Annotated in this window: 22 protein-coding genes; 10 read left to right on the top strand and 12 right to left on the bottom strand. The window is 72.6% G+C overall.

Going from position 1 to position 25,103, the window contains the following annotated elements; all coding sequences use genetic code 11:
- Positions 1 to 25 precede the first annotated feature (25 nt).
- Entirely contained in the window at positions 26 to 889 is an 864-nt protein-coding gene (gene rsmI / locus AC0B9F_RS19715) for a 16S rRNA (cytidine(1402)-2'-O)-methyltransferase (RefSeq protein WP_472004262.1), read from the bottom strand.
- A gap of 86 nt (positions 890 to 975) precedes the next feature.
- Here rsmI and AC0B9F_RS19710 point away from each other — a divergent pair, with 86 nt between their 5' ends.
- The 3 genes from AC0B9F_RS19710 (at position 976) to AC0B9F_RS19700 (ending at position 6,303) form a co-directional block, all read left to right on the top strand.
- A complete protein-coding gene (locus AC0B9F_RS19710) occupies positions 976 to 2,718 on the top strand; it encodes a dolichyl-phosphate-mannose--protein mannosyltransferase (protein ID WP_472004260.1) in 1,743 nt (580 codons plus the stop codon).
- Positions 2,719 to 2,878: 160 nt separating this feature from the next.
- On the top strand, positions 2,879 to 4,510 hold the full coding sequence (locus tag AC0B9F_RS19705; RefSeq protein ID WP_472004259.1) for a penicillin-binding transpeptidase domain-containing protein: 1,632 nt from the start codon (positions 2,879 to 2,881) through the stop codon (positions 4,508 to 4,510).
- A 122-nt stretch (positions 4,511 to 4,632) separates the two neighbouring features.
- Complete coding sequence (locus AC0B9F_RS19700; RefSeq protein WP_472004258.1) at positions 4,633 to 6,303, top strand: penicillin-binding transpeptidase domain-containing protein; 1,671 nt, start codon at positions 4,633 to 4,635, stop codon at positions 6,301 to 6,303.
- A 24-nt stretch (positions 6,304 to 6,327) separates the two neighbouring features.
- Here the strand turns inward: AC0B9F_RS19700 and AC0B9F_RS19695 are convergent, their stop codons facing one another.
- Positions 6,328 to 6,660 (bottom strand): SsgA family sporulation/cell division regulator, encoded by a 333-nt coding sequence (locus AC0B9F_RS19695; protein WP_472004256.1) that lies wholly within the window; start codon positions 6,658 to 6,660, stop codon positions 6,328 to 6,330.
- Between the two features lie 198 nt (positions 6,661 to 6,858).
- On the opposite strand from AC0B9F_RS19695, the gene AC0B9F_RS19690 reads away from it, so the two are divergent.
- From AC0B9F_RS19690 to AC0B9F_RS19670, 5 genes are all read left to right on the top strand, one after another.
- Complete coding sequence (locus AC0B9F_RS19690; RefSeq protein WP_472004254.1) at positions 6,859 to 7,914, top strand: energy-coupling factor ABC transporter permease; 1,056 nt, start codon at positions 6,859 to 6,861, stop codon at positions 7,912 to 7,914.
- Between the two features lies 1 nt (position 7,915).
- On the top strand, positions 7,916 to 8,677 hold the full coding sequence (cbiQ, locus tag AC0B9F_RS19685; protein ID WP_472004252.1) for a cobalt ECF transporter T component CbiQ: 762 nt from the start codon (positions 7,916 to 7,918) through the stop codon (positions 8,675 to 8,677).
- Between the two features lie 8 nt (positions 8,678 to 8,685).
- Positions 8,686 to 9,444 carry an energy-coupling factor ABC transporter ATP-binding protein gene (locus AC0B9F_RS19680; protein ID WP_472004250.1) on the top strand — a complete coding sequence of 253 codons (759 nt, stop codon included), beginning with the start codon at positions 8,686 to 8,688 and terminating at the stop codon, positions 9,442 to 9,444.
- A gap of 38 nt (positions 9,445 to 9,482) precedes the next feature.
- Positions 9,483 to 9,950 (top strand): HIT family protein, encoded by a 468-nt coding sequence (locus tag AC0B9F_RS19675; RefSeq protein ID WP_472004249.1) that lies wholly within the window; start codon positions 9,483 to 9,485, stop codon positions 9,948 to 9,950.
- Positions 9,951 to 10,090: 140 nt separating this feature from the next.
- A complete protein-coding gene (locus AC0B9F_RS19670; protein ID WP_472004247.1) occupies positions 10,091 to 11,248 on the top strand; it encodes a serine hydrolase domain-containing protein in 1,158 nt (385 codons plus the stop codon).
- A gap of 24 nt (positions 11,249 to 11,272) precedes the next feature.
- Here AC0B9F_RS19670 and AC0B9F_RS19665 read toward each other — a convergent pair whose 3' ends face one another.
- The 5 genes from AC0B9F_RS19665 to AC0B9F_RS19645 all read right to left on the bottom strand — a co-directional run bounded on the left by AC0B9F_RS19665 (position 11,273) and on the right by AC0B9F_RS19645 (position 16,269).
- Positions 11,273 to 11,551 (bottom strand): DUF1876 domain-containing protein, encoded by a 279-nt coding sequence (locus AC0B9F_RS19665; RefSeq protein ID WP_472004245.1) that lies wholly within the window; start codon positions 11,549 to 11,551, stop codon positions 11,273 to 11,275.
- Positions 11,552 to 11,714: 163 nt separating this feature from the next.
- Positions 11,715 to 12,560, bottom strand: coding sequence for an EamA family transporter (locus tag AC0B9F_RS19660; protein WP_472004244.1), 846 nt, complete (start codon positions 12,558 to 12,560; stop codon positions 11,715 to 11,717).
- Entirely contained in the window at positions 12,557 to 13,081 is a 525-nt protein-coding gene (locus AC0B9F_RS19655; protein ID WP_472004242.1) for a YbaK/EbsC family protein, read from the bottom strand. The genes AC0B9F_RS19660 and AC0B9F_RS19655 overlap by 4 nt, the downstream gene beginning before the upstream one ends.
- A gap of 239 nt (positions 13,082 to 13,320) precedes the next feature.
- On the bottom strand, positions 13,321 to 15,570 hold the full coding sequence (locus AC0B9F_RS19650; RefSeq protein WP_472004240.1) for an MMPL family transporter: 2,250 nt from the start codon (positions 15,568 to 15,570) through the stop codon (positions 13,321 to 13,323).
- 99 nt (positions 15,571 to 15,669) lie between these two features.
- Positions 15,670 to 16,269 carry a TetR/AcrR family transcriptional regulator gene (locus AC0B9F_RS19645; RefSeq protein ID WP_472004582.1) on the bottom strand — a complete coding sequence of 200 codons (600 nt, stop codon included), beginning with the start codon at positions 16,267 to 16,269 and terminating at the stop codon, positions 15,670 to 15,672.
- A gap of 197 nt (positions 16,270 to 16,466) precedes the next feature.
- On the opposite strand from AC0B9F_RS19645, the gene AC0B9F_RS19640 reads away from it, so the two are divergent.
- On the top strand, positions 16,467 to 19,703 hold the full coding sequence (locus tag AC0B9F_RS19640; RefSeq protein ID WP_472004580.1) for a S41 family peptidase: 3,237 nt from the start codon (positions 16,467 to 16,469) through the stop codon (positions 19,701 to 19,703).
- Between the two features lie 75 nt (positions 19,704 to 19,778).
- On the opposite strand, the gene AC0B9F_RS19635 is transcribed toward AC0B9F_RS19640, so the two are convergent.
- The 4 genes from AC0B9F_RS19635 to AC0B9F_RS19620 form a co-directional block, all read right to left on the bottom strand.
- Complete coding sequence (locus tag AC0B9F_RS19635) at positions 19,779 to 20,006, bottom strand: hypothetical protein (RefSeq protein ID WP_472004238.1); 228 nt, start codon at positions 20,004 to 20,006, stop codon at positions 19,779 to 19,781.
- An 87-nt stretch (positions 20,007 to 20,093) separates the two neighbouring features.
- Positions 20,094 to 20,978 (bottom strand): SDR family oxidoreductase, encoded by an 885-nt coding sequence (locus AC0B9F_RS19630; protein WP_472004235.1) that lies wholly within the window; start codon positions 20,976 to 20,978, stop codon positions 20,094 to 20,096.
- Positions 20,975 to 21,946, bottom strand: coding sequence for an alpha/beta fold hydrolase (locus AC0B9F_RS19625; RefSeq protein ID WP_472004231.1), 972 nt, complete (start codon positions 21,944 to 21,946; stop codon positions 20,975 to 20,977). Before AC0B9F_RS19625 ends, AC0B9F_RS19630 begins: the two co-directional genes overlap by 4 nt.
- Complete coding sequence (locus tag AC0B9F_RS19620; RefSeq protein ID WP_472004227.1) at positions 21,943 to 23,481, bottom strand: flavin-containing monooxygenase; 1,539 nt, start codon at positions 23,479 to 23,481, stop codon at positions 21,943 to 21,945. The genes AC0B9F_RS19625 and AC0B9F_RS19620 overlap by 4 nt, the downstream gene beginning before the upstream one ends.
- A gap of 176 nt (positions 23,482 to 23,657) precedes the next feature.
- Here AC0B9F_RS19620 and AC0B9F_RS19615 point away from each other — a divergent pair, with 176 nt between their 5' ends.
- Positions 23,658 to 24,278 (top strand): MerR family transcriptional regulator, encoded by a 621-nt coding sequence (locus AC0B9F_RS19615; protein WP_472004578.1) that lies wholly within the window; start codon positions 23,658 to 23,660, stop codon positions 24,276 to 24,278.
- Positions 24,279 to 24,294: 16 nt separating this feature from the next.
- Here the strand turns inward: AC0B9F_RS19615 and AC0B9F_RS19610 are convergent, their stop codons facing one another.
- Positions 24,295 to 25,098, bottom strand: coding sequence for an exodeoxyribonuclease III (locus AC0B9F_RS19610; RefSeq protein ID WP_472004223.1), 804 nt, complete (start codon positions 25,096 to 25,098; stop codon positions 24,295 to 24,297).
- Between the last annotated feature and the right edge of the window lie 5 nt (positions 25,099 to 25,103).

Below are 25,103 nucleotides of genomic sequence, written 5' to 3'. Positions count from 1 at the left end.
TTCGCGCCGCCGCCTCGCCGCGGGTTCACGCCCCGTCGCCGAGGGCCCCCGCGTTCTTCGCCGCCACCACCGCGTCGAACACCTGCCGCTTGGGCAGCCCGGCCTCCGCCGCGACCGCCGCGATCGCCTCCTTGCGGCGCTCCCCGGCCTCCTCGCGCACGCGCACCCGGCGCACCAGCTCCTCGGCGCCCACCTCGTGCGCGCTCCGCTCGGGCGCCCCCTCCACGACCACGGTGATCTCACCGCGCACGCCCTCGGCCGCCCACGCCGCCAGCTCGCCGAGCGGACCACGCTTGACCTCCTCGTACGTCTTGGTCAGCTCCCGGCACACGGCCGCGCGCCGCTCGGCGCCGAACACCTCGGCCATCGCGGCGAGGGTGTCGTCGAGCCGGTGCGGGGCCTCGAAGTACACGAGCGTGCGCCGCTCCCCGGCGACCTCCCGCAGCCGCCCGAGCCGCTCCCCCGCCTTGCGCGGCAGGAACCCCTCGAAGCAGAACCGGTCCACCGGCAGCCCCGACAGCGCGAGCGCGGTGAGCACGGCGGACGGTCCGGGCACGGCGGTGACCTTGATGTCCTTCTCGACGGCCGCGGCGACCAGCCGGTAGCCGGGGTCGGACACGGACGGCATGCCCGCGTCGGTGACCAGCAGCACGCGCGCGCCGCCCACCAGCTCCTCGACCAGCTCCGGCGTGCGGGCGGACTCGTTGCCCTCGAAGTACGACACCACGCGTCCCTTGGGGCTCACGCCGAGCGCCTGGGTCAGGCGCCGCAGCCGCCGGGTGTCCTCGGCGGCGACGACGTCCGCCCCGGCCAGTTCCTCCGCGAGCCGGCCAGGGGCGTCCGCGATGTCGCCGATGGGGGTGCCCGCCAAAACAAGGGTTCCAGTCACGCCCCCATCCTCCCAGGACGCGCCGCGGGAGGCCGCATCCCGGCCATGCACGGGACTCACACAGCGCGGTTCCCTACGATGGCGCGGTGACCAGTACCGCGTCCTCCACGGACACCCGGCAGGACCGGGCACCGCACGACCAGCGGCCGTCGTGGCAGCAGCGGCTGCGCCGTTTCGGCTACGCGGAACGGCCCGCAGCCGACGTACACGACCGGCTGGTGCCGCCGTACGCCGCGCCGAGCCCGCGGCTGTGGCAGGTGCTGGGCGTGCCGCCGGTGCTCGCCGACCGGATCCGCCGGTGGTCCGGGTGGGGCGGTCCGCTGCTGGTGACGCTGATGGCGGGCGTGATGCGGTTCTGGAACCTGGGCAGCCCGAAGGCGGTGATATTCGACGAGACGTACTACGCCAAGGACGCCTGGGCGCTCGTCCACCGCGGCTTCGAGGTCAACTGGGACAAGAACGCCAACGACCTGATCCTTTCTGCGAACGGCCACGTCCCGATCCCGACGGACCCCGCCTACGTCGTGCATCCGCCGGTCGGCAAGTACGTCATCGGCCTCGGCGAGATGATCTTCGGCTTCGACCCGTTCGGCTGGCGGTTCATGACGGCCCTGCTCGGCACGCTCAGCGTGCTGATGCTGTGCCGGATCGGGCGCCGGCTGTTCCGCTCCACGTTCCTCGGCTGCCTGGCGGGCGCGCTGATGGCGGTGGACGGACTGCACTTCGTGATGAGCCGCACCTCGCTGCTGGACGGGGTGCTGATGTTCTTCGTGCTGGCCGCGTTCGGCTGCCTGGTGGTCGACCGGGACAAGGCGCGCGAGCGGCTGGCGGCGGCGCTTCCCGTGGACGCCGACGGCCGGGTGCGCCCGGACGCGCACACCGCCGACACGGCCGGTCTCGGCCTGCGGCCCTGGCGCTGGCTGGCCGGGCTGATGCTGGGCCTGGCGATCGGCACCAAGTGGAACGGTCTGTACGTGCTGGCCGCGTTCTGCGTGATGGCGGTGCTCTGGGACATCGGCTCCCGCAAGGTCGCGGGCGCCCGCCACCCGTACGCGGCCGTGTTCAAGCACGACCTGGGCCTGGCGTTCGTGGCGACGGTGCCGGTGGCGGTCGTCACCTACCTCGCCTCCTGGCTCGGCTGGATCCTCTCCCCCACCGACGGCACGGGCGGCTACTACCGCAACTGGGCCGCCACCGACGGCAGGCACAGCAGCTGGTCGTGGCTCTTCCCGGACTGGTGGCGCAGCCTGTGGCACTACGAGCACGAGGTGTACGAGTTCCACCTCAACCTGCACTCGCCGCACACCTACCAGTCCAACCCGTGGAGCTGGATCGTCCTGGGCCGCCCGGTGTCGTACTTCTACGAGTCCCCGGCGCCCGGCAAGGACGGCTGCCCGGCGGACGCGGGCGGCAAGTGCGCGCGGGAGGTGCTGGCGATCGGCACGCCGCTGCTGTGGTGGATCGCCTGCTTCGCGATCCTGTACGTGCTGTGGCGCTGGTTCTTCCGCCGCGACTGGCGGGCGGGCGCGATCGCCTGCGGCATCGCGGCCGGCTATCTGCCGTGGTTCCTGTACCAGGAGCGCACGATCTTCCTCTTCTACGCCGTCGTCTTCGTGCCGTTCCTGTGCCTGGCGGTGGCGATGCTGCTCGGGGCTGTCGTCGGCTCACCCGGCGCGAGCGACACCCGCCGCGTCGCGGGCGCGACGAGCGCGGGCGTCCTGGTGCTCCTGATCGCGTGGAACTTCATCTACTTCTGGCCCCTGTTCACGGGCACGGCGATCCCCATCGACCAGTGGCGGTCGCGGATGTGGCTGGATACGTGGGTATGACACGGATTGACTGAGCGCTTGGCGTCTCGCTTCGGACAACTTCCCGGAACTGCCGCCCCGCCGGGCCCGTGATCCGCATACAGTGCGGAGGACACGGTCTTTGAACACGTTCAATTACGCGTGGGCGGAGGCGGAGGGAAGACACGGGGAGGGACGCGTCATGCGTACGGGGGTGAAGGCCGGGATCGTGACCGCGGTGCTGGCCACGATGGTGGGCGGAGCGGGCTACGGGGCGTACAACGTCGTCTCGGCGCTCAGCGACACCGGCGGCAGCGCGGCGGGCGGCCCCGCGCCGGTGAAGACGGGACCGCCCAGCGGTGACGAGGTCCAGGAGACCGCGCGGAACTTCTTCGCGGCCTGGGCGAAGGGGCAGGCGGCCGAGGCGGCGTCGTACACGAACAACGCGACGAAGGCCGAGCCGCTGCTGACCTCCTACGGTCAGGCGGCCCACATCACCGGCGTACGGATCACTCCGGGGCCGGTGAGCGGCGCCACCGTGCCGTTCACGGTGAAGGCGACGGTGGCGTACAACGGCCGCAGCAAGCCGCTGGACTACAGCAGCCGGCTCACCGTCGTGCGCGGGCTGACCACCGGGCGGGCGCTGGTGGACTGGCAGCCGTCCGTGGTGCACCCGCGGCTGACCGGCATGGACGACCTCCTGGTCACCGGTGAGGCGGCCGCGCCGCCGGTCGAGGCCGTGGACCGCGACGGCGCGGTCCTGACGAAGGCGACGTACCCCTCGCTCGGCCCGATCCTGGACGAACTGCGCGCCAAGTACGGCGACACGGCGGGCGGCACCCCAGGCGTCGAACTCAGCATCCATCACGCCGACGCGGGCACCGCCGACACCACCCTCCTCACCCTCGCCGAGGGCAGGGCGGGCAAGCTGACGACCACGCTGAGCGCGCCCGTGCAGGCCGCCGCCGAGAAGGCGGTGCGCGACTACGCCGAGTCCTCGGTGGTCGCGGTCAAGGCGAGCACGGGCGAGGTGCTGGCGGTCGCCAACCACCGCGGCGACGGCTTCAACGCGGCCTTCCTCGGCAAGCTGGCGCCCGGTTCCACGATGAAGATCGTCACCGCGGCCACGCTCATCGACAACGGCCTGACCACGGCGAACGGGCCCGCGCCCTGCCCCGACGACGTGCTGTGGGAGGGCCAGACCTTCCACAACCTCAAGGGCATGAAGGCGCAGCCCGGCGCCACCCTCGCCGACAGCTTCGCCCGCTCCTGCAACACCGCCTTCATCAAGTACGTGAAGCAGCTGAAGAACGAGTCGCTGAACCAGGAGGCCACCGAGCGCTTCGGTCTGGGGCAGGACAACTGGCAGACCGGCATCCCGTCCTTCGACGGCTCCGTCCCGGCCGTCGAGGGCCCCGACAAGGCGGCCGGCCTCATCGGCCAGGGCCAGGTGCAGATGAGCCCGCTGAACATGGCCTCGGTCACGGCGACCGCGATGACGGGCGCCTTCCACCAGCCGGTGCTCGTGCCGCGGAGCCTGGACGACCGTGAACTGGCCCAGGCGCGCGGTCTGTCGCCGGACACCGTGCGGCAACTGCGCGCCATGATGAACCGCACCGCGACCAGCGGCACCGCCGCCCGGGCGATGGCCGGGCTGAGCGGCCGGATCGGCGCCAAGACCGGCTCGGCGGAGGTCGACGGGCAGGACAGGTCCAACAGCTGGTTCACCGGCTACCGGGGGGACGTCGCGGCCGCGGCGATGACCCAGGAGGGTGGACACGGCGGCGACGCGGCCGGACCGATTGTCGCAAGCGTGCTACGAGTGGGCGGCTGACGTCACCCCCACAGGACGGGACCCTAGGCTGGTCGCCGTCGTTGGGATGGGTGAGGGCGACGGGGGCAGGGGAGCCAGGGGCCTTGCGGCGTCCTGGAGAACGCGCGGAGGAACAGGGAGCAGTGGGCAAGAGACGACGCGTCGCCGAGCGACGGAGGACCGGTCCCGCCGTGGTCGGCGGGATGATCGCCGTGGTGGTCGGCGGAGCCGGGATCGGCGCGTACGCGCTGTACGGCGGCGGCGCGGCGGCCGAGGACAACACGGCGGCGCAGCCCGCGGCCCACAAGAAGGCCGTCAGGACGGGCCCGCTGTCCGCGGCCGAGGTCACCACCACCGCCCGGACCTTCCTGACGTCCTGGCAGCAGGGCCGTCTGCCCCAGGCGGCCGCCGCCACCTCCGACGCCGCGGCCGCGACCGCCCTGCTGACCGGCTACGCCAAGGACGCCCACATCCAGGGCGTCACCGTGACCCCGGGCGTGCCGCAGGGCGCCAAGGTGCCGTTCACCGTCAAGGGCACGGTGTCCTACCAGGGCGTCAGCAAGCCGCTCGCCTACAGCAGCGCGCTCACCGTGGTGCGGCGCGCCGACGACGGCAAGCCCTACGTCGACTGGCACGCCTCCGTCGTCCATCCCGGCCTCTCGGACGGCGACACCCTGGTCACCGGCGAGTCGGGCACGCCGCCGGTGAAGGCACTGGACCGCGCGGGCGGCGAGATCACCGCGGCCACGTACCCGTCGCTGGGATCGGTCCTGGACGGGCTGCGCGAGAAGTACGGCAAGAAGGCCGGCGGCAAGGCGGGCATCGAGCTGCGGATCGTGCGCGGCACGGCGTCGAAGGCGAAGAAACTCTCCGACAAGACGCTGCTGGAGCTGCGCAAGGGCACGCCGGGCACGGTGCGGACGACGCTCAGCCCGCGGCTGCAGGCGGCGGCCGAGCAGCAGGTGGCGAAGCGGGCGCGGGCCTCGGTGGTCGTGCTGCGCCCCTCGACCGGTGAGATCCTCGCCGTCGCCAACAACGGTCACGGCTTCGACACCGCGCTGCAGGGCTCGCTCGCGCCCGGCTCCACCATGAAGATCATCACGTCGTCGCTGCTGATCGACAAGGGCCTGGCGTCGGTGGACAAGCAGCACCCGTGCCCGAAGTACTTCACCTACGGCGGCTGGAAGTTCCAGAACGACGACGAGTTCGAGATCAAGAACGGCACGTTCAAGGCGAGCTTCGCGCGCTCCTGCAACACGGCCTTCATCAGCCAGGCCGGCAAGCTGGACAACGACGACCTGACGAAACAGGCCCAGCAGGTGTTCGGTCTGTCGATGAACGACTGGTCGCTCGGTGTGCCGTCCTTCGACGGCGCGGTGCCGGTGCAGTCGGCGGCGCAGAAGGCGGCCTCGCTGATCGGGCAGGGCGGGGTGCGGATGAACCCGCTCAACATGGCCTCGGTCGCGGCGACCGTGCAGTCCGGCTCCTTCCACCAGCCCTACCTGGTCTCCCCGGACGTGGACGGCCGCAGCCTCGCCCACGCCTCGCGCACCCTGTCGCCGTCGACGCTGGCGCAGCTGCGGGAGCTGATGCGGTACACGGCGGCGGCCGGTACGGCGGCCGAGGCGATGTCGGGGCTCGGCCCGGACTACGGCGCCAAGACGGGATCGGCGGAGGTCGACGGCCAGGACAAGCCGAACGGCTGGTTCACGGCGTACAAGGGCGATCTGGCGGCGGCCGGTGTGGTGCAGGCGGGCGGCCACGGCGGTGACACGGCCGGGCCGATCGTGGCGGCGCTGCTGAAGATGGGCTGAGACCGCGCGACGCGGGCCGCAGGCTCAGACGGCGGCCAGATAGGTGCGCCGCAGGAAGCGGAGCAGCGTCTTCGTCTCGAACTGGACGACGGAGACGCCCCGCGCGGAGTGGAACTCCACGACGGCGCCGACGCGCCCGCAGGGCCACACCCGGACCTCGCCGGTGCCGGCCGGGGCGCGCAGGCCCTGCTCCAGCAGGGTGCGGGAGAACGTCCACTCGTCGGTGCCGGGCAGGCCGACACGCACCGAGCGGGGGTCGGCCTCGGGGTCGTAGCGCAGGACGACGGGTATCGCCGCGTCCTCGTCCTCGGCGTCCGTGACGATGTGGGCTCGCGCGTACTGCTCGACTACGGACATCGGACGGCCCCTTACAGTCAGTGACCTATGTGAAAGCTGTTCATCCGCTTCCTTTACCAATGTCCCACATGAGACGGCTCACGCCCTGTTGAGCGCCATCTCACATCTGACGTGACGGCCCCACGACGACCGGTGACCGGCGACTGACCAGCGACTCGCTCTTGCAAGTCATTCGCATTAAGCCACTATCATCGAACGGTGCACGTACCTGACGGATTCATCAACGCCCCGGTCTCCGCCGCGACCGGCGTCGTCGCCGCCGGCGCGATAGCCGTGAGCCTGCGCGGCGCCCGCCGTGAACTGGACGAACGCACCGCGCCGCTGGCCGGCCTGGTCGCCGCGTTCATCTTCGCGGTACAGATGCTGAACTTCCCCGTGGCGGCCGGCACCAGCGGCCACCTGCTGGGCGGAGGTCTCGCCGCGATCCTCGTCGGCCCCTTCACCGGCGTGCTGTGCGTCTCCGTCGTGCTGCTGATGCAGGGCATCCTCTTCGCCGACGGCGGTCTGACCGCGCTCGGCGTGAACATCACCGACATGGCGATCGTCACGACCGTCGTCGCCTACGCCGTCTTCCGCGGCCTGGTGAAGGTGCTGCCCCGCAGGCGCCGCTCGGTCACCGTCGCCTCCTTCGCCGCCGCGCTGATCTCCGTGCCGGCCGCCGCGGTCGCCTTCACCGCCATCTACGCCCTCGGCGGCACCACCGACGTGTCCCTGTCCAAGGTCGCCACCGCGATGATCGGCGTGCACGTCCTCATCGGCATCGGCGAGGCCGCGATCACCGCGCTGACCGTCGGCGCCGTCATCGCCGTACGCCCGGACCTGGTGTACGGGGCGCGCGGGCTCCGGCAGCGGCTGAAGCTCAAGGTGAACGGCGAGCTGGTGGACGCCCCGGCGCCGGTCACCGTGCCCGCCGCGGCGCGCACCTCGCGGCGCAAGCTGTGGATCACCGGACTGGTCACCTCCCTCGTCCTCGCCGGCTTCGTGAGCTTCTACGCCTCCGCCAGCCCCGACGGGCTGGAGAAGGTCGCGCATGACCAGGGCATCGACCACAAGGCCAAGCCGCACGCCTCCGACGACTCGCCGCTCGCCGGCTACGGCGTGAAGGACATCGGCGACGCCCGGCTCTCCGGCGGCCTCGCCGGGGTGATCGGCGTCGGTGTGACGGTCGTCGCGGGCAGCGCGGTGTTCTGGGCCGTGCGCCGGCGCCGCGGTGACGACGTGTCGCCGGCGTCCACGACCGTGGAGAACGTCTGACATGGGCGCCGGGCACGCCCACCGGCTCTACCGGCACGGGCACACGCCGGTGCACGCGCTGCCGCCGCACACCAAGCTCGCCGCCGCGTTCGCCTTCGTGGTCGTCGTCGTGTCGACGCCGCGCGAGGCGATGTGGGCGTTCGCCCTGTACGCCGCCCTGCTCGGCGTCGTCGCGTACCACGCGCGCGTGGGCGCCGCCTTCCTGCTCAAGCGGCTGCTGATCGAGGTGCCGTTCGTCGCGTTCGCGGTGCTCATGCCGTTCGTGGCGGAGGGCGCGCGGGTCGACGTCCTCGGGCTGTCGCTGAGCGTCAACGGCCTGTGGGGGGCGTGGAACGTGCTCGCCAAGGGCACCCTCGGCGTCGCCGCGTCCGTCCTGCTGGCCTCGACGACCGAGCTGCGCGAACTGCTCCTCGGCCTGCAGCGCCTGAAGCTGCCGCCGCTGCTGGTGCAGATCGCGTCCTTCATGATCCGCTACGGCGACGTCATCACCGACGAGATGCGGCGCATGCGCATCGCCCGCGAGTCCCGCGGCTTCGAGGCCAAGGGAGTACGGCACTGGGGCGTCCTCGCGAAGTCGGCGGGCGCGCTGTTCATCCGCTCCTACGAACGCGGGGAGCGGGTGCACCTGGCGATGGTCAGCCGCGGATACGCCGGTTCCATGCCGGTGATCGACGAGGTGACCGCCTCGCGGGCGCAGTGGCGTCACGCCCTCGCCCTCCCCTGTTCGGCCCTGCTCGTCTGTCTGCTGGGATGGTTCCTGTGACACCTTCGATGGTTCCTGTGACACCTTCACTGGACGTGGCCGGACTGGCCTTCGCGTACCCCGACGGGCACCAGGCCCTGTTCGGCGTCGACTTCACCCTCGCCCGGGGCGAGCGGGTCGCGCTGCTCGGGCCGAACGGCGCCGGCAAGACGACCCTCGTGCTGCACCTCAACGGCATCCTGTCCGGCGGGACCGGCACGGTGAAGGTCGCCGGGCTGGGCGTGGACAAGCGGAACATGGCCGAGATCCGGCGCAAGGTCGGCATCGTCTTCCAGGACCCCGACGACCAGCTGTTCATGCCGACGGTCCGCGAGGACGTCGCGTTCGGGCCGGCCGCCGCCGGGCTGAAGGGCGCGGCGCTTCAGGAGCGGGTGGACCGGGCGCTGGAGCGGGTCGGCATGCTGGACTTCAAGGAGCGCCCGCCGCACCACCTCTCCTTCGGCCAGCGCCGCCGCGTCGCGGTCGCGACCGTCCTCGCGATGGAGCCGGAGATCCTCGTGCTGGACGAGCCGTCCTCCAACCTCGACCCCGCCTCGCGCCGCGAGCTCGCCGACATCCTGCGCTCCCTGGACGTGACGGTCCTGATGGTCACGCACGACCTGCCCTACGCCCTGGAGCTGTGCCCGCGCTCGATGATCCTCAGCGACGGCGTGATCGCGGCGGACGGCAGGACGGCCGAGCTGCTCGCCGACGAGGAACTGATGCGCGCCCACCGCCTGGAACTGCCCTTCGGCTTCGACCCCCGCTCGGTGACGACGGGCGCGTGACGCACCCCGGCGAGGGAAGGCCCGGACGAGGAGGGGCGATGACCACTGAGGCGGCACCGCGCGCCGGCTGCCTGGCGTGCGACCTGATGACGGGGAGGGCCCACCTGCCGGGCGGCACGCTGCTGCGCAGCGGGTGCTGGGTCGTCGAGCACTGCGTCGGCCCGCTCGGCCTGGGCACCCTCGTGGTCAAGCCGGCACGCCACGTGACCCATGTCGCCGAGCTGACCGCCCGGGAGTCCGGCGAGCTGGGGCCTCTGCTGCAGCGGGTGAGCGCCGCGGTCACCGAGGTCGTCGCTCCGGAACAGGTCTATGTGTGCCTCTGGTCGCACGCCGGTGGCGTCCCCGGCCATCTGCACTTCGTCGTGCAGCCCGTGCGCGGGGAGGACGTGAGCCGGTACGACGCCTTCGGGCCGGCGCTGCAGGTGGCCATGGGGCGTGCCGGGTACGTGCCCGGGAAGGCGGAAGTGGAGCGGGTCTGTGATGAGCTGAGGGCGGCTCTCGGCTGACGCCCAGGCGGGCCCTCATTGGACGCCATCCCCGGCAACATCGGTATAACGATCCTTACCGGGGCCCGGTGCCAAGGAATCGCAGGCCGTCCGCCGGTGTTACCCGGTGCGTCGCAGGCGAGTCGGAGGGAAGTGCGGACGTGGACGTGCACGGAGCGGTGGCCGAGGGCTTCGAGCCGGTCAGGGAGGCGTTCGCCCGCAACTTCGCGGCGCTCGGGGAGAAGGGCGCCGCGGTGGCCGTCTACCGGGACGGGCACAAGGTCGTCGACCTGTGGGGCGGCGCCCGTGACGTCGACGGCACACAGCCCTGGGAGCGGGGCACCGCGCAGATCGTGCGCTCCGCCACCAAGGGCGTCGCCGCGGCCGTCCTCCTGCTGCTGCACCAGCGCGGCGTACTGGACCTGGACGCGCCGGTCGGCGCCTACTGGCCCGAGTACAAGGCGGCCGGCAAGGAGCACACCCTGGTGCGGCACCTGCTCGCCCACCGGGCCGGCGTCCCCGTCCTGGACCGCCCGCTGACCCCGGCCGAGGCGGCGGACCCCGCCCTCGGCGCCGAGGCGGTCGCGGCGCAGGCCCCGGCGTGGGAGCCCGGCGAGGAGCACGGCTATCACGCGCAGACCTACAGCTGGCTGACCGGCGAGCTGGTGCGCCGCGTCACCGGGCGGCCGATCGGCGAGTGGATCGCCGACGAGATCGCCCGGCCCGTCGGCGCCGACCTGTGGCTCGGGCTGCCGGAGAGCGCCCACGCGCGCGTGGGCCGCGTCGGCCCCGTCGAGGCGCCCGAGACGAACGGCCTGAAGACCCGCCCCAAGCGCGCCGTCGCCGACGCCTACGCCGACCCCGCCTCCCTCACCCGCCGCGCCTTCGGCGCCATCACCCCCGCCCCCGACGAGAACGATCCCGCCTACCGCGCGGCCTGCCTGCCCGCCTCCAACGGCATCGCCACCGCCGACGGCCTGGCCCGCTTCTACGCCGCGCTGATCGGCGACGTGGACGGCGGCCGGCGCCTGTTCGCCCCGCGGACCATGGAGCTGGCGCGCGGCGAGCAGTCGGCCGGCCCGGACCGGGTGCTGGTCGTCAACACCCGCTTCGGGCTCGGCTACATGCTGCACGGCAGCGCGTCCCCGCTGCTCGCCGACGGCTCCTTCGGCCATCCCGGCCGCGGCGGCGCGCTCGGGTTCGCCGACCCGGCCTCGGGCATCGCCTTCGGCTATGTCACCAACGGGTTCCGGCAGAGCGTGACGGCGGACCCGAGGGCGCAGGCGCTGGTGCGGGCGGTGCGCGGCGCGCTCGCCTGACCAGCCGTTCCCCGGCGCGGGCCCTCACACGTGGATCGGGTGCGACATCCGGCCGGAGGCGCCGTCGATCTCGTCGTGCGCCTTCGTCAGCAGCCGCATCGCCAGCTCGTTCAGCGCCCGCGCACCGGCGATCTCCTCCCCGACCCGGGGCTGATTGGAGTCCGTGCGGTGGCGGGTGGCGCTGCCGTGGGCCCGGACCTCCGAGCCGTCGGGCAGCCGCACCATCGCCACCGCGCGCGTGCGCTGGTCGTCCTCGCTGAACTCCAGTTCCACGTGCCATCCCACAGCGGTGTGCATGGTCATCAGGATCACCTCCGGAGCATCTGCTTCCAGGGTGCTCCTCACGACGCCGCGACGCATCCAGCCGGGCCGGGCCCTGTCCGGCACGCGGCAGCAGCACTGTCCCCGGCGCCATCGGCCCTGCCCGGCGTGCGGCATCGGCCCTGTCCGGCCGGCGGTATCGGCCCTATCCGGCGTGCAGCATCTGCCCGATCCCGACCACCAGCAGGCCCGCCGCGGCGATCCTGGGCGCGCCGAAACGCTCCTTGAAGAACACCGCGCCGATCGCCGCGCCCACGATGATCGACGACTCGCGCAGAGCCGCGATCGGCGCGAGGTCCGCCTTGGTCTGCGCCCACAGCACCAGCCCGTAGGCGAAGACGGACAGCGTGGCGCCCAGCAGGCCGAGCACCGCGTACGGCCTGAGCACGGCCGCCGTCCGCCCGCGCCAGCGCAGCACGGCGTACGCCGGGATCACCACGCCCTGGGCGGCCATCAGCCAGGCGATGTACCCGAGGGAGGACCCGGAGGCCCGCACCCCGAGCCCGTCGACGACCGTGTACCCGGCGATGGTGAGGCCGGTGGCGAGGGCCGCGCCGATCGCCGCCCAGTTCGGCCGGCGTCCGCGCATCCCCCACAGGGCGACCCCGGACAGTCCCGCGCAGGACACGGCGACCCCGGCGGCGGCCCAGCCGTTCGGCACCTCGTGCGCGAAGAGCGCGGCGAGCACGGTCACCACCAGCGGCGCCGAGCCGCGGGCGATCGGATAGGCCAGCCCGAAGTCGCCGAGCCGGAAGGAGCGCATCAGCAGCGCGTTGTAGGCGATGTGGATGACCGCGGAGCCCAGCAGATACGGCCAGGCCGCGGCCGCCGGGAAGGCCGCGAACGGCATCAGTGCCAGCCCGATGAGCATTCCGCCGCCGGCGATGAGCGTGAACGCGACCAGCTTGTCGGTGATGCGGTGCGCGATGGCGTTCCAGCCGGCGTGCGTGACGGCGGCGAGCAGAACGGCCACGGTGACGACCGGGGTCACGAGGTGCGCTCGCGCACGTCCACGAGGGTGGCGCCGGCGTGGGCGACGAGGTCGCCCGGCGCCATCGGGAACACCGTGTGCGGGGTGCCGGCGGCGGCCCGGACGACGTCGTGCGCGAGCAGCGAGCGGTCGGCGAGGACCCGGGTGCGGGTACGGTGCCCGAAGGGCGGCACCCCGCCGATGGCGTACCCGGTGGCCTCCCGGACGACGTCCGGCTGGGCCCGTGTGACCTGCTCGGCGCCGAGCTCGGCGCGCACCCGCTCGACGTCGACCCGGGACGCCCCGTCCATCAGCACCGGCACGGGCTCGCCGTCGGCGGCGAAGATGAGCGACTTGCAGATCTGGCTCAGCTCGCAGCCGATCGCGGCGGCGGCCTCGGCGGCGGTGCGGGTGGCGTCGGGGAAGCGGCGGATGCGCGGGGGCAGATCGGTGAGGCCCATGGCGAGCAGGGCCTGGGCGAACAGGGGGTGAGCGCCGGAGTTCCCGGCGCCGTCGGCGTCAGTGGCGGCTGTCGTCGTCATGCCCCGCACGCTAGTGGTGCGTGCAGGGGGCACGCGACCGCTTATGGCCCAGGTCACGCGGGGTGCGAAGGGACCCTGGCCCAGGTCACGCGGGGTGCGGAGGGACCGTGGCCCGCCTCACGCCGGGCGAGGGAGCGGCAGGGAAGCCTGACCGCCGAGGGCCCGGGAGCACGAGGAAGCCGGTGAGGGCGCCCCGTCCCCACGGAACCCTCACCGGCGGCCTGGCCGGGTGCGGCGCGTCAGGCGCGCACCAGCTCCTTGTCCCCGTGCCCGGCGTCTCCCGCGGTGCGCAGGCCCTCGCCCTCGACGTCGACGTTGGGCAGGGCGCGGTCCAGCCACCTCGGCAGCCACCAGGCCCGCTTGCCCAGCAGCGCCAGGACGGCCGGGACGAGCGCCATACGGACGATGAAGGCGTCGAAGAAGACCGCGATGGCCAGGCCGAAGCCGATCATCTTCACCATCGCCTCGCTGGAGCCGATGAACCCGGAGAACACGGCGATCATGATGACGGCGGCCGCGGTGACGACCCGCGCGCCGTACCGGAAGCCGGTGACGACGGCCTGGCTCGGCTTCTCCCCGTGGACGTACGCCTCCCGCATCCGGGTCACGAGGAACACCTCGTAGTCCATCGCGAGGCCGAAGACCACGCCGACCATGAAGATCGGCATCATCGACATGACCGGGCCGGTCTGCTCGACGCCCATCAGGCCGGACAGCCAGCCCCACTGGAAGACCGCGACGACGGCGCCGAGGGCCGCGAGCACGCTCAGCAGGAAGCCGAGGGCCGCCTTCAGCGGGACGAGGATCGAGCGGAACACCACGATCAGCAGCAGGAACGCCAGGCCCACGACCAGCACCAGGTACGGCACGAGGGCGTCGTTGAGCTTCTGCGAGACGTCGATGTTCATCGCCGTGGAGCCGGTGACGAGCACCTTGGCGCCGGTGTCGGACGTGATGTCCGCGCCCTTGTCGCGGATGGCGTGGACCAGGTCCTCGGTCTGCGTGGACGACGGCTTGGAGGCCGGGATCACCGTGATCGTGGCCGTGTCGCCGGCCTTGTTGGGCTTGCTCCGGACGACCGCCGCGACGTCCTTCATGCCCTTGATCTCGGCGGCGACCTTGTCGAAGGCCGTGCCCGGCGCGCTCGCGTCCTTGCCGTCGACGACGACCATCAGCGGCCCGTTGAACCCGGGACCGAATCCCTCGGACAGCAGGTCGTAGGCCCGCCGCTGGGTCGTGGAGACCGGCTGGGAGCCGTCGTCGGGCAGGCCCAGCTCCAGGGAGGCCGCCGGGACGGCCGCCGCGCCGAGGCCGACGACGCCGAGCAGCAGGACGGCGACCGGGCGGCGTACGACGAAGCTGGCCCAGCGGGTGCCCATGTTCGGCTTGCCGGAGGCGTCCTTGGCCGCGGCCTTGGTGGCGTCCTGGGCGGCGGCCTTGGCCTTGGCGCGGCCGCCGCCGAGCAGCTTGCTCTTCTGGCCGGCCGGCTTGACACGGCGGCCGGCGTAGCCGAGCAGCGCCGGGATCAGGGTGAGGGCGATGAGGACGGCGATGGCGACCGTGCCCGCGGCGGCGACGCCCATCTTGGTCAGCATCGGGATGTTGACGACCGACAGGCCGACCAGGGCGATGACGACGGTCAGGCCGGCGAAGACCACCGCGGAGCCCGCCGTGCCGACGGCCCGGCCGGCGGCCTCCTCGCGGGTGCGGCCCTCGGCGAGTTCCGCGCGGTAGCGGGAGACGATGAACAGGGCGTAGTCGATGCCGACCGCGAGGCCGATCATCGACGCCAGGGTGGAGGTGGTGGAGCCGAGGTCGAGGGTGCTGGCCAGCGCGGTGATCGAGGAGACGCCGATGCCGACGCCGATGATCGCGGTGAGCAGCGGCAGCCCGGCCGCGAGCAGCGAGCCGAAGGTGATGACGAGGACGACCGCGGCGATGCCGATGCCGATGATCTCGGTGCCCCCGGTCTTGGGCGCCGCGGACAGCGCGTCACCGCCGATCTCCACGCTCAGCCCGCCGTCCCGCGCGTGCTGCGCGGCGGCCTTCAGGGCGTCCCGCGAGGAGTCCTGGAGCTCCATGCCGGAGACCTTGTACTTCACCGAGGCGTACGCGATCGAGCCGTCCTTGCTGACGGCGTGCCCCTGGTACGGGTCGGCGACGGAGGCGACCTCGGAGCCGGTGGACAGCTCGTCCACGGTCTTCTCGACCGTCGCCTTGGTGGCGGCGTCGGTCATCGTGTGCCCGGTGGGCGCCTTGAAGACGACGCGGGCGGTGGCGCCGTCGGCGCTGGCCCCGGGGAAGCGCTGTTCGAGCAGGTCGAAGGCCTTCTGGGCCTCCGTACCGGGTATCGAGAAGGACGTGCTGCCCGCCGCGGGCGCGGAGGCGGCGCCGACGCCGGCGAGCGTCAGCAGCGCCACCCAGATCAGGGCGACGAAGTGCCGTCGCCTGAAGGCGAGGCGGCCCAGTTTGTAGAGGAACGTGGCCACGAGGGCGTACTCCCGGTCAAGTCGTGGTTTCAGGGCAGGGATGATCAGCCCGACGACGTGAGCGGAGACGTCAGGGGTGGGCTTGCTGGGAGGGGACTGTCAGCAGGTGGGGACGCCGAGGGCGGGGAGGACCACGGCGTCGATGTACGAGGTGAGGAAGGCCTGCGTGGGCGGCTGGTCGTCGAGCAGCGCCCGGGTGGCGAAGCCGCCGACCATCATGTGCAGCAGGAAGCCGAGCGCGGGACAGTCCGCGCGGACCTCGCCGCGGTCGATCGCCCGCTGGATCACCTGGTGGAAGCCGGACATCTCGGGTTCGACGAGCTGGGCCCGGAACGCTTCCCTCAGGTCCGCGTTGTGGTGCATCGCCATGGCGACGCCCCGCATGAGCGCGGAGTTCTGCTGGATGGTGCAGTCGTCCTCCAGCCGCACCAGGGCGTGCAGGTCGCCCCGGAGGGAGCCGGTGTCGATCTCGTCGATCCGGCCGTGCTTGGTGTGCCGGATGGCCTTCACGACCAGTTCGGCCTTGCCGCCCCACTGGCGGTAGAGCGTGGCCTTGCTGGAGCGGGTGCGGGCGGCGACGGCGTCCATGGTGAGGGCGTCGTAGCCGACCTCGCGGAGCAGGTCGAGCACGGCCTCGTACAACTCGGCCTCGCGCTCGGGGGTGATGCGGCTGCGACGTGCCGCCGCGACCTCGGTCATCCCGGTCACCGCCCTCCTGCTCCTGCTCGCGCTTTCGACGACACGGTTGCGTACACGGTCAACGTATCGCACAAGCCAAGCGAAACGAAACGGTTTCGTTCGTGTTGTGGGTCACGGTCGTGAGGACCGTATAAAGGTCCCGTGCCGGGCCGGCACACGAGTTGCCCGGGCCCCCCGAGCGGAAAAGCATGGGGAGTGTGAGCTATCTGCGCATGCCCCACCTCCACGGCGATCTGCTGTGCTTCGTGGCCGAGGACGACCTGTGGCTGGCCCCGCTCGACGGACGGGAGCGCGCCTGGCGGCTGACCGCCGACCGCACCAAGGCCGGCCACCCCCGCTTCTCCCCCGACGGCAGCCTCGTCGCCTACACCAGCTGGCGCACCCTCGACCCGGAGATCCACCTGGAGCCGGTGGACGGCGGCACCAGCCGCCAGCTCACCTACTGGGGCAGCTCCGACACCCGGGTGACCGGCTGGACCCCCGACGGCGACATCCTCGCGGTCGCCTCGCACGGCGAGCCGTTCTCCTACTTCACCTGGGCTTACAAGATCACGACCCAGGGCGATCCGGGCCGCAAGCTGCCCTGGGGCCCGGTCACCGACGTCCAGGTCGCCGACCTCGCCGGAGAGCGCAAGTCACTGCTGCTCACCGGCACCCCGCCGCACGAACCGGCGTCCTGGAAGCGGTACCGGGGCGGCGCCATGGGACGGCTGTGGCTGCACGGGCGCCGGCTGCTCGCCGACATCGGCGGCCACCTCGCCTCGCCCATGTTCGTCGGCGACCGCATCGCCTTCCTCTCCGACCACGAAGGCGTCGGCAACCTCTACTCCTGCGCCCAGGACGGCTCCGACCTGCGCCGCCACACCGACCACGACGCCTTCTACGCCCGCAACGCCGCCGCCGACGGCAACCGGGTCGTCTACCAGTGCGCGGGCGAGCTGTGGATCGTCGACGACCTCTCCCCCGCCTCCGAACCGCGCCGCCTGGACGTCCGCCTCAGCGGCCCGCGCACGGGGCGGCGGCCCTACCAGGTGCCGGCCGCGCAGCACGTGGACGGCCTCGGCGTGGACGAGACGGGCCGCGCGAGCGCCGTCGTGGTGCGCGGCAGCCTGTACTGGCTCACCCACCGCGACGGCCCCGCCCGCACCATCGCCGACACCCCCGGCGTCCGCGTCCGGCTGCCCGAGATGCTCGGCTCCGGCGGGCAGGTCGCCTACGTCACCGACGCCGAGGGCGAGGACGCGGTCGAGATCGCCTACCTGCCCCGCACCACCGGTGAGCGCGCCCCGCGCCGGATGGCCTCGGGCGCGCTGGGCCGGGTGCTGGAGATGATCGCCGACCCCGACGGCGAACGGCTCGCGATCGCCTCGCACGACGGACGGCTGCTGCTCCTGGACACGGACGAGGAGTCCGGCGGCGAGGTCACCGAGCTGATCCGGTCCGTCAACGGGCCCGTGCGGGACCTGTCCTTCTCCCCGGACGGGGCGTGGCTGACCTGGTCCCATCCGGGCATCGGGCGGTCCCTGCGGCAGATCAAGATGGCCCGCATCAAGGACCGGCTGATCGTCGACGTCACCAACGGCCGCTTCGAGGACGAGAACCCGGTCTTCACCCGCGACGGCCGCTACCTCGCCTTCCTGTCCTGGCGCGGCTTCGACCCGGTGTACGACGTGCACACCGGCGACCTGTCCTTCCCGCTCGGCTGCCGCCCCTACCTCGTGCCGCTGTCGTCGGCCACCCCCTCCCCGTTCGCGCTGAGCCCCGAGGGCCGGCCGGCCGCCGGAGGGCTGGACCCGGTGGACGACGAGGGCGCCGGCGGGCAGGTGACCGTCGAGGTGGAGGGGCTGGCGAGCCGGGTCGTGCCCTTCCCGGTGATCGCCTCCAAGTACTCGGCGCTGTACCCGGTGGCCGGCGGCGGTCTGGTCTGGCTGCGCTGGCCGATCTCCGGGGCGCTGGGGGAGACCTTCGTCAACCCCGACGACACCACCGGCCGCCCCACCCTGGAGTACTTCAACCTCGCCAAGGCGAAGAAGACCGAACTCGTCGGCCACCTGGACTACTTCGCGGTCAGCGGCGACGGCACCCGGCTGGTCGTCGTCGACGAGGGCGAGCTGCGCGCTCTCCCCTCCACCGAGCCCGGCGACAGCGACTCGACGGTCTGGATCGACCTGCGCCGCATCCTGCACGAGGCCGACCCGCCCGCCGAGTGGCGCCAGTCCTTCGAGGAGGCCGGCCGGCTCATCCGCGCCTACTTCTGGGACCCCGGCATGAGCGGCATCGACTGGGACGCGGTGCTCGCCCAGTACCGCCCGCTGGTCGAACGGGTCGCCTCCCCCGACGAGTTCGCCGACCTGCTGCGCGAGGTGCTCGGCGAACTCGGCACCTCGCACGCCTACGTCACCGCCGCCCGCCGCAACGAGGGCCCGCCGCACTACCAGCGCTGGCAGGGCCTGCTCGGCGCCAACTTCGTGTGCCGCGACGGCCTCTGGCGGATCAAACGCATCCTGCCCGGCGACTCCTCCGACTCCAAGGCCCGCTCCCCGCTCGCCGGCACCGGCATCCGCGAGGGCGCCGCCCTCACCCACGTCGACGGCCGCGCGGTGGACCCGGTGACGGGGCCGTATCCGCTGCTCGCCGGCGCGGGCGGGACGACCGTGGAGCTGACGTTCAGCGTCGCCGAGGGGGAAGAGGGTGCGGAGGCGCACTCCCGGCGGGTGGCCGTCGTGCCGCTGATCGACGAACGGCCCCTGCGCTACCAGGACTGGGTCGCCAAACGCCGCGAGGTCGTGCGCGAGCTGAGCGGCGGCAAGTGCGGCTATCTGCACATCCCCGACATGGGCGGCTCCGGCTGGGCCCAGTTCAACCGCGACCTGCGCATGGAGATGTCCCGGCCGGCGCTCATCGTGGACGTGCGCGGCAACGCCGGCGGCCACATCAGCGAACTGGTCGTGGAGAAACTCACCCGCACCATCCTCGGCTGGGACCTCACCCGCAACGCCCAGCCCGTGTCGTACGCCTCCAACGCCCCGCGCGGGCCGATCGTCGCACTCGCCGACGAGGCGACCTCCTCGGACGGCGACATGATCACGGCCGCGTTCAAGCTGCTGAAACTGGGGCCGGTCGTCGGCCAGCGCACCTGGGGCGGCGTGGTCGGCATGACCGGCCGGCACCGCCTGGGCGACGGCTCCGTGATCACCGTACCGATGAACGCGGCCTGGTTCGACGCCTACGGCTGGTCCATCGAGAACCACGGGGTCATCCCCGACGTCGAGGCCCTGCGCACCCCGCTGGACTGGGCCGAGGGCCGCTACGCCCAGCTCGACGACGCCGTCCAGCTGGCCCTGGACCTGCTGCGGACCCACCCGCCCGCGTCCCCGCCGGACTACCGCAACGTCCCCGACCGGTCCCGGCCGAAGCTGCCGCCACGGCAGTGACCACCGGGTGGGCGTACACGAACGTGGGGTGCCCGAGAAGTCCGGGCACCCCACGCCGTACCGGTCAGGCCGAGGTCAGATCATGTCCTCGTCGCGGTCGAAGCGCTCGTCCAGCTCCTGCTCCGCGTCCTCCATGCCCTGGCGGCCGCGCTCACGCTGCGAGCGGTCCTGCGGCTGCTGCGAGCCGCGGTTGCCCAGCTTCTCGCGGCCCTGCTCGCCCTTGTCGCGGGCCTGCTCGCCGCGCTGGCGAGCCTGCTCCTGCAGCTTGTCGGCCTGGTCCTGGAACTTGTCCTTCATGCCCATGTGGGTTCACTCCTGTGGTGGCTGATTCAGTCGCCCCCTGGGGGGCCTCGACCAGATTCACACGGGCGGTGACCCTGCGCATGTCGATCAGTTACGCAGCGTAGTCCGCTCCTGTTCATCGGCCGCGCCACCTGCGCCGACGAGGCCGGAACGCATGCCCTGGAGCCGGTCCGCGAACCTCCGCATCTCCCGCTGCCCCACGGTGCCGATGACGGCCGGCAGGTAGCCGCGCACGCCCTGCATCCCGCGCAGCCACCACTGCCCGTACACATGGCCCGAGCGGCGCTCGATGCCGGCGACGATCCGGTCCACGGCCGGGCCCAGCGGATAGGTCTTGTTGGACGGCCACGGCAGCCGCTGCCGCAGCTCCCGCATCACCTCGTCCTGGTCGGCGCCGCGCACCATGTCGGTGTCCGTCCACGACAGATAGGCCACGCCCACCCGCACACCCCGGTAGCCGACCTCCGCGCGCAGACTGTGCGCGTACGCCTCCACACCCGACTTGGACGCGCAGTACGCCGTCATCATCGGCGCCGGCGTCATCGCGGCGAGCGAGGCGACCTGGAGCAGATAGCCGCGGCTCTCCATCAGCACCGGCAGGAAGGCGCGGGCGGTGACCGCCGAGCCGATCAGATTGACCTCGATCACCCGCCGCCAGGCGTCCGGGTCGGAGTCGACGAACGGACCGCCCGTCGCCACCCCGGCGTTCGCCACCACGATGTCGACCTTGCCGAACCGTGCCTTGACCTCCTGCGCGACCCGCGCCATCGCCTCGTGGTCGGTCACGTCGGCGTGCCAGTAGGCGCTCTCGCTGTGCAGCCGCTCGGACACCTCCTTCAGCGCCTGCGGCTCCAGACCGACCAGGGCCACCTTCGCGCCGCGCACCGACAGCTTGCGGGCGAGCAGCTCACCGACCCCGCGCGCGGCCCCGGTGACGACCGCGACCTGCCCCTGAAGACTCACCTTGCTCATGCGCTCTCCTCCAGCTCCGCGGGTGCGGTGACGTGCTCTGCGGGTGCGGTGACATGCTCTGCGGGTGCGGTGACGTGGGCGGCGGCCAGTTCCCTGATCCGGGTGGCGACCAGCTCGGGCGCCTCGATCGGGGTCATGTGGCCGATGCCGGGCAGCTCGGTCAGCCCGGCGCAGTCGGGCAGCGCGGCGGCCAGGGACCGGGCGTGGGCCGGCGGGGTGAGCCGGTCGGCGGTGCCGGCGACGACCTCGGTGGGCACCGTCAACTCCCTGACGCCGTGGTCGAGATCGAGCAGCTCCAGCACCCGCGACCAGGCGTACCGCGCCTTGCGGGGGCAGCCGTGCACGATGTGCGCGCACGCCTGCACCATGTGCGGGGCCGAACCGGGGCCCATCGTCCCGTACTTGAGGATCCGCAGTCCGAGCGGCGTGACCGGTCCGAGCGGGGCCCGCGAGCCGAGGACGCGGCCGGTCAGCCAGGTCCGCAGCCGCCCGGCCCGCATCGGTACGACGGTGGACTCGGCGACCAGCCGGGAGCTGCCGGTGCTGCACAGCAGGACGGCCGCCGCGTGCTCGCGGAACTTCGCGCGCCCGGCCGCCGCCATCACGGTCATGCCTCCCATGGAGTGCCCGGCGATCACCGCCCGCTCGCCGGGCGCGAGGGTCGCTCCGAGCACGGCTTCGAGGTCGTCGGCGAGGGCGTCGGTGCTGCACGCCGCGGACGCGGGGCTGCGGCCGTGGCCGCGCTGGTCGTAGGCGATGACGCGGTGGTCGGCGGACAGCGCCCGGATCTGCGCCGCCCAGAACGCCGTCGAGCAGGTCCAGCCGTGGGCGAGGACGACGGCGGGGCCGTCGTCCGGTCCGTGCACCTCCACATGGAGGCGTGCGCCGTCGGCGGAGGTGACGGTGAGGGTGCGGGCGGGGGCCGGCGGGGCGTAGGGGCCCGAGGTGACGTGGGCGGGGCGGCTCACGCGGTCACCTCCGCGCCGTCGGTCACCGCGGTGACCTCGGTCTTCGGCGCCGACGTCGTCGCCGGTGGCCGCAGGACGACGTACTCCGCGAGGTCCACCCGTCGCGTCGCCCGGCGGAACTCGCTGGTCGTCCCCGGCCAGATGGTGGTGTTGCGGCCGCTCGCGTCCAGGTACCAGCTGGTGCAGCCGCCCGTGTTCCACACCGTGCGCTTCATCCGCTCCTGCACCCGCCGGTTCCAGGCGCCCACGGCGCTCGGGCGGGCGTCGAGGGCGGCGCGGCCTCCGAGGACGTTCAACTGGCGCAGATAGTCGGCCAGGTAGTTCAGCTGGGACTCGATCATGAGGATCATCGAGGAGTTCCCGAGGCCGGTGTTGGGCCCGATGATCGTCATCCAGTTCGGGAACCCGGCGGCCGTGGCGCCCCGCAGGGCCTCCATGCCGCCGCTCCAGTGCTCGGCGAGGGTGCGCCCGTCCGCGCCCACCACCCGCTCGGCGATCGGCATGTCGGTGACATGGAACCCGGTGCCGAAGATGATCGCGTCCACCTCGGTCTCGGTGCCGTCGGCGGCGATCACCGTGGAGCCGCGCACCTCGGCGAGCCCGCTGGCGACGACATCGACATTGGGCTGAGCGAGCGCCGGATAGTAGGTGCTGGAGAGCAGGATCCGCTTGCAGCCGATGCGGTAGTCCGGGGTGAGCTTGGCGCGCAGGGCCGGGTCCTTGATGGCGCGGGCCATGTTGCGCTTGGCGAGCTGCTCGACGAAGCCGAGCTCGTCGGGGTGCTTGGTGAAGGCCTGCACCTGGAGCTCGCGGATGCCCCACAGCAGACCGCGGCGGGCCCTGGTGGTGAAGGGCAGCTGCTGGTGCAGCCACCGCTCGGCGCCGCTGATCGCCCGGTCGACGCGGGGCATCACCCAGGCCGGGGTGCGCTGGAAGAGGGTGAGCCGGCCGACCTTCGGCTGGATGGACGGCACGATCTGGATGGCGGAGGCGCCGGTGCCGATCATGGCGACGCGCTTGCCGGTGAGGTCGTGGTCGTGGTCCCAGCGGGCGGAGTGGAAGACCTTGCCCGGGAAGGAGTCGAGCCCCGGGATGTCGGGGATCTTCGGATCGGACAGCGGCCCGGTGGCGGACACGACGACATCGGCGGTGAGGTCCCCGGACGCGGTCTCGATGCGCCACCGCAGCTGCTCGGCGTCCCAGGTCATCCGCTTGACCTCGGAGTCGAAGCGGAGGTGCGGCCGCAGCCGGAAGGTGTCCGTCACGTGCTCCAGATAGGCGCGGATGTGCTCCTGCCCGGAGAAGGTGCGCGGCCAGTCGGGGTTGGGCGCGAAGGAGAAGGAGTACAGGTGGGAGGGAACGTCGCAGGCGCACCCGGGGTAGCTGTTGTCGCGCCAGGTGCCGCCGACGCTGCCGGCGCGCTCCAGGACGACGAAGTCCGTGATCCCTTCGCGTCGCAGCCGCACGGCGGCGCCGAGCCCGCCGAACCCGGAGCCGATCACCGCCACCCGTACATGCTCGTGTTCGTGGGCCATCCCGAAGCCTCCGCGCATCGCTGTTGGACTCTGCGGTCCCTGCCAGACTCTGCCAGTGAACACTGGCGCAATGGGGAGAGTAGAGGAGCTCCGTACTGATGGGTAGGGGGCGGGCGAGGAAAGTTACCGGCGGTAGACCATAGGCTCCTCCCGTGGCCGACAATCGTGAGTACCGCATGGAGGAGCTGGCGCGGCTGGCCGGCATCACGGTGCGCACCCTGCGCTTCTACCGCGAACGCAAACTGCTCCCGCCGCCCCGCCGCGAGGGCCGCATCGCCTGGTACGACGACCACCACCTCGCCCGGCTGCGCACCATCGCCGCCCTGCTGGAACGCGGCCACACCCTGAACGGCATCGCGGAACTCGCCGAGGCCCTCGACCAGGGCCGCAACGTCGCCGACCTGATCGGCATCGGCACCCCCACCGAGGAGGAACCGGTCCGCCTCACCCCGGAGGAACTCGCCGCCCGCTTCGAGGGCGAGGTCACCCCCGAGAACCTCGCCGCCGCGATGGACCTCGGCTACCTCGGCACCGACGGCGACGAGATCGTCCACATCAGCCGGCGCCTGCTGGACGTCTCCTCCGCCCTGGTCCGCGAGGGCATCCCGCTCGCCGAGGTCCTGGCGGCCGGCGCCCGCGTCCGCGAACACGCCGACGCCCTCGCCGAACTCTTCACCACCCTGATCCAACGCCACACCGGCGACTCCGGCCTGCACCGCCTGCGCCCCCTGGCCCGCAGCGTGGTGGAGGCGGAACTCTCCCTGGCCCTGGACCGACGCCTCAGCAAGCGGGACTAGGTCCCCGCCGTTCGGGTCAGCGGTCGTAGACGACCGTCACGGGCGCGTGGTCCGACCAGCGCTCGGCGTGGTTGGCGGCGCGCTCGACGAACCCCTTGACGGCCTTCGCTGCGAGGCCGGGCGTGGAGACGTGGTAGTCGATGCGCCATCCGCTGTCGTTGTCGAAGGCCCGCCCCCGGTACGACCACCAGCTGTACGGGCCCTCCACGTCCGGGTGCAGGGCGCGTACGACGTCGACGTAGCCGCCCTCGGACGGGGCGAGGACGCGGCTCAGCCACTCGCGTTCCTCCGGCAGGAAGCCGGAGTTCTTCTGGTTGCCGCGCCAGTTCTTCAGGTCGGCCTGCTGGTGGGCGATGTTCCAGTCGCCGCAGACCAGCACCTCGCGGCCGTCGGCGGCGGCCCGCTCGCGCAGCTCCTTGAGGTACGCCAGGAACTCGCCCATGAAGCGCACCTTCTCGTCCTGCCGCTCGGTGCCGACCTCGCCGGAGGGAAGGTAGAGGGAGGCGACCGTGACTCCCGGCAGATCGGCCTCGACGTAACGGCCGCTGCCGTCGAACTCCGACGAGCCGAAGCCGACGCGGACGCGGTCCGGCTCGCGGCGGGTGTACAGGGAGACGCCGGCCCGGCCCTTGGCGGCGGCCGGGGCGTGCACGACGTGCCAGCCCTCGGGCTCCCGGACCTCCTCGGGCAGCTGATGCGGCTCGGCGCGCACCTCCTGGAGGCACACGACGTCCGCCTCCGTCCGGGCGAGCCACTCCACGAAGCCCTTCTTGGCGGCGGCCCGCAGCCCGTTCACATTCACGGTGGTCACAGTCAGCACCCCGG

The sequence above is a fragment of the Streptomyces sp. NPDC097129 genome, assembly GCF_055668065.1.
This window is presented reverse-complemented; position numbering and strand designations above follow the sequence as displayed.

Bases quoted from the DNA above. Each gene is read 5' to 3' on its own strand.
- AC0B9F_RS19705 (WP_472004259.1), top strand. From the start codon at position 2,879: ATGCGTACGGGGGTGAAGGCCGGGATCGTGACCGCGGTGCTGGCCACG.
- AC0B9F_RS19695 (WP_472004256.1), bottom strand. From the start codon at position 6,660: ATGTCCGTAGTCGAGCAGTACGCGCGAGCCCACATCGTCACGGACGCC.
- cbiQ (WP_472004252.1), top strand. From the start codon at position 7,916: ATGGGCGCCGGGCACGCCCACCGGCTCTACCGGCACGGGCACACGCCG.
- AC0B9F_RS19680 (WP_472004250.1), top strand. From the start codon at position 8,686: ATGGTTCCTGTGACACCTTCACTGGACGTGGCCGGACTGGCCTTCGCG.
- AC0B9F_RS19675 (WP_472004249.1), top strand. From the start codon at position 9,483: ATGACCACTGAGGCGGCACCGCGCGCCGGCTGCCTGGCGTGCGACCTG.
- AC0B9F_RS19665 (WP_472004245.1), bottom strand. From the start codon at position 11,551: ATGACCATGCACACCGCTGTGGGATGGCACGTGGAACTGGAGTTCAGC.
- AC0B9F_RS19655 (WP_472004242.1), bottom strand. From the start codon at position 13,081: ATGACGACGACAGCCGCCACTGACGCCGACGGCGCCGGGAACTCCGGC.
- AC0B9F_RS19645 (WP_472004582.1), bottom strand. From the start codon at position 16,269: ATGACCGAGGTCGCGGCGGCACGTCGCAGCCGCATCACCCCCGAGCGC.
- AC0B9F_RS19635 (WP_472004238.1), bottom strand. From the start codon at position 20,006: ATGGGCATGAAGGACAAGTTCCAGGACCAGGCCGACAAGCTGCAGGAG.
- AC0B9F_RS19630 (WP_472004235.1), bottom strand. From the start codon at position 20,978: ATGAGCAAGGTGAGTCTTCAGGGGCAGGTCGCGGTCGTCACCGGGGCC.
- AC0B9F_RS19620 (WP_472004227.1), bottom strand. From the start codon at position 23,481: ATGGCCCACGAACACGAGCATGTACGGGTGGCGGTGATCGGCTCCGGG.
- AC0B9F_RS19615 (WP_472004578.1), top strand. From the start codon at position 23,658: ATGGAGGAGCTGGCGCGGCTGGCCGGCATCACGGTGCGCACCCTGCGC.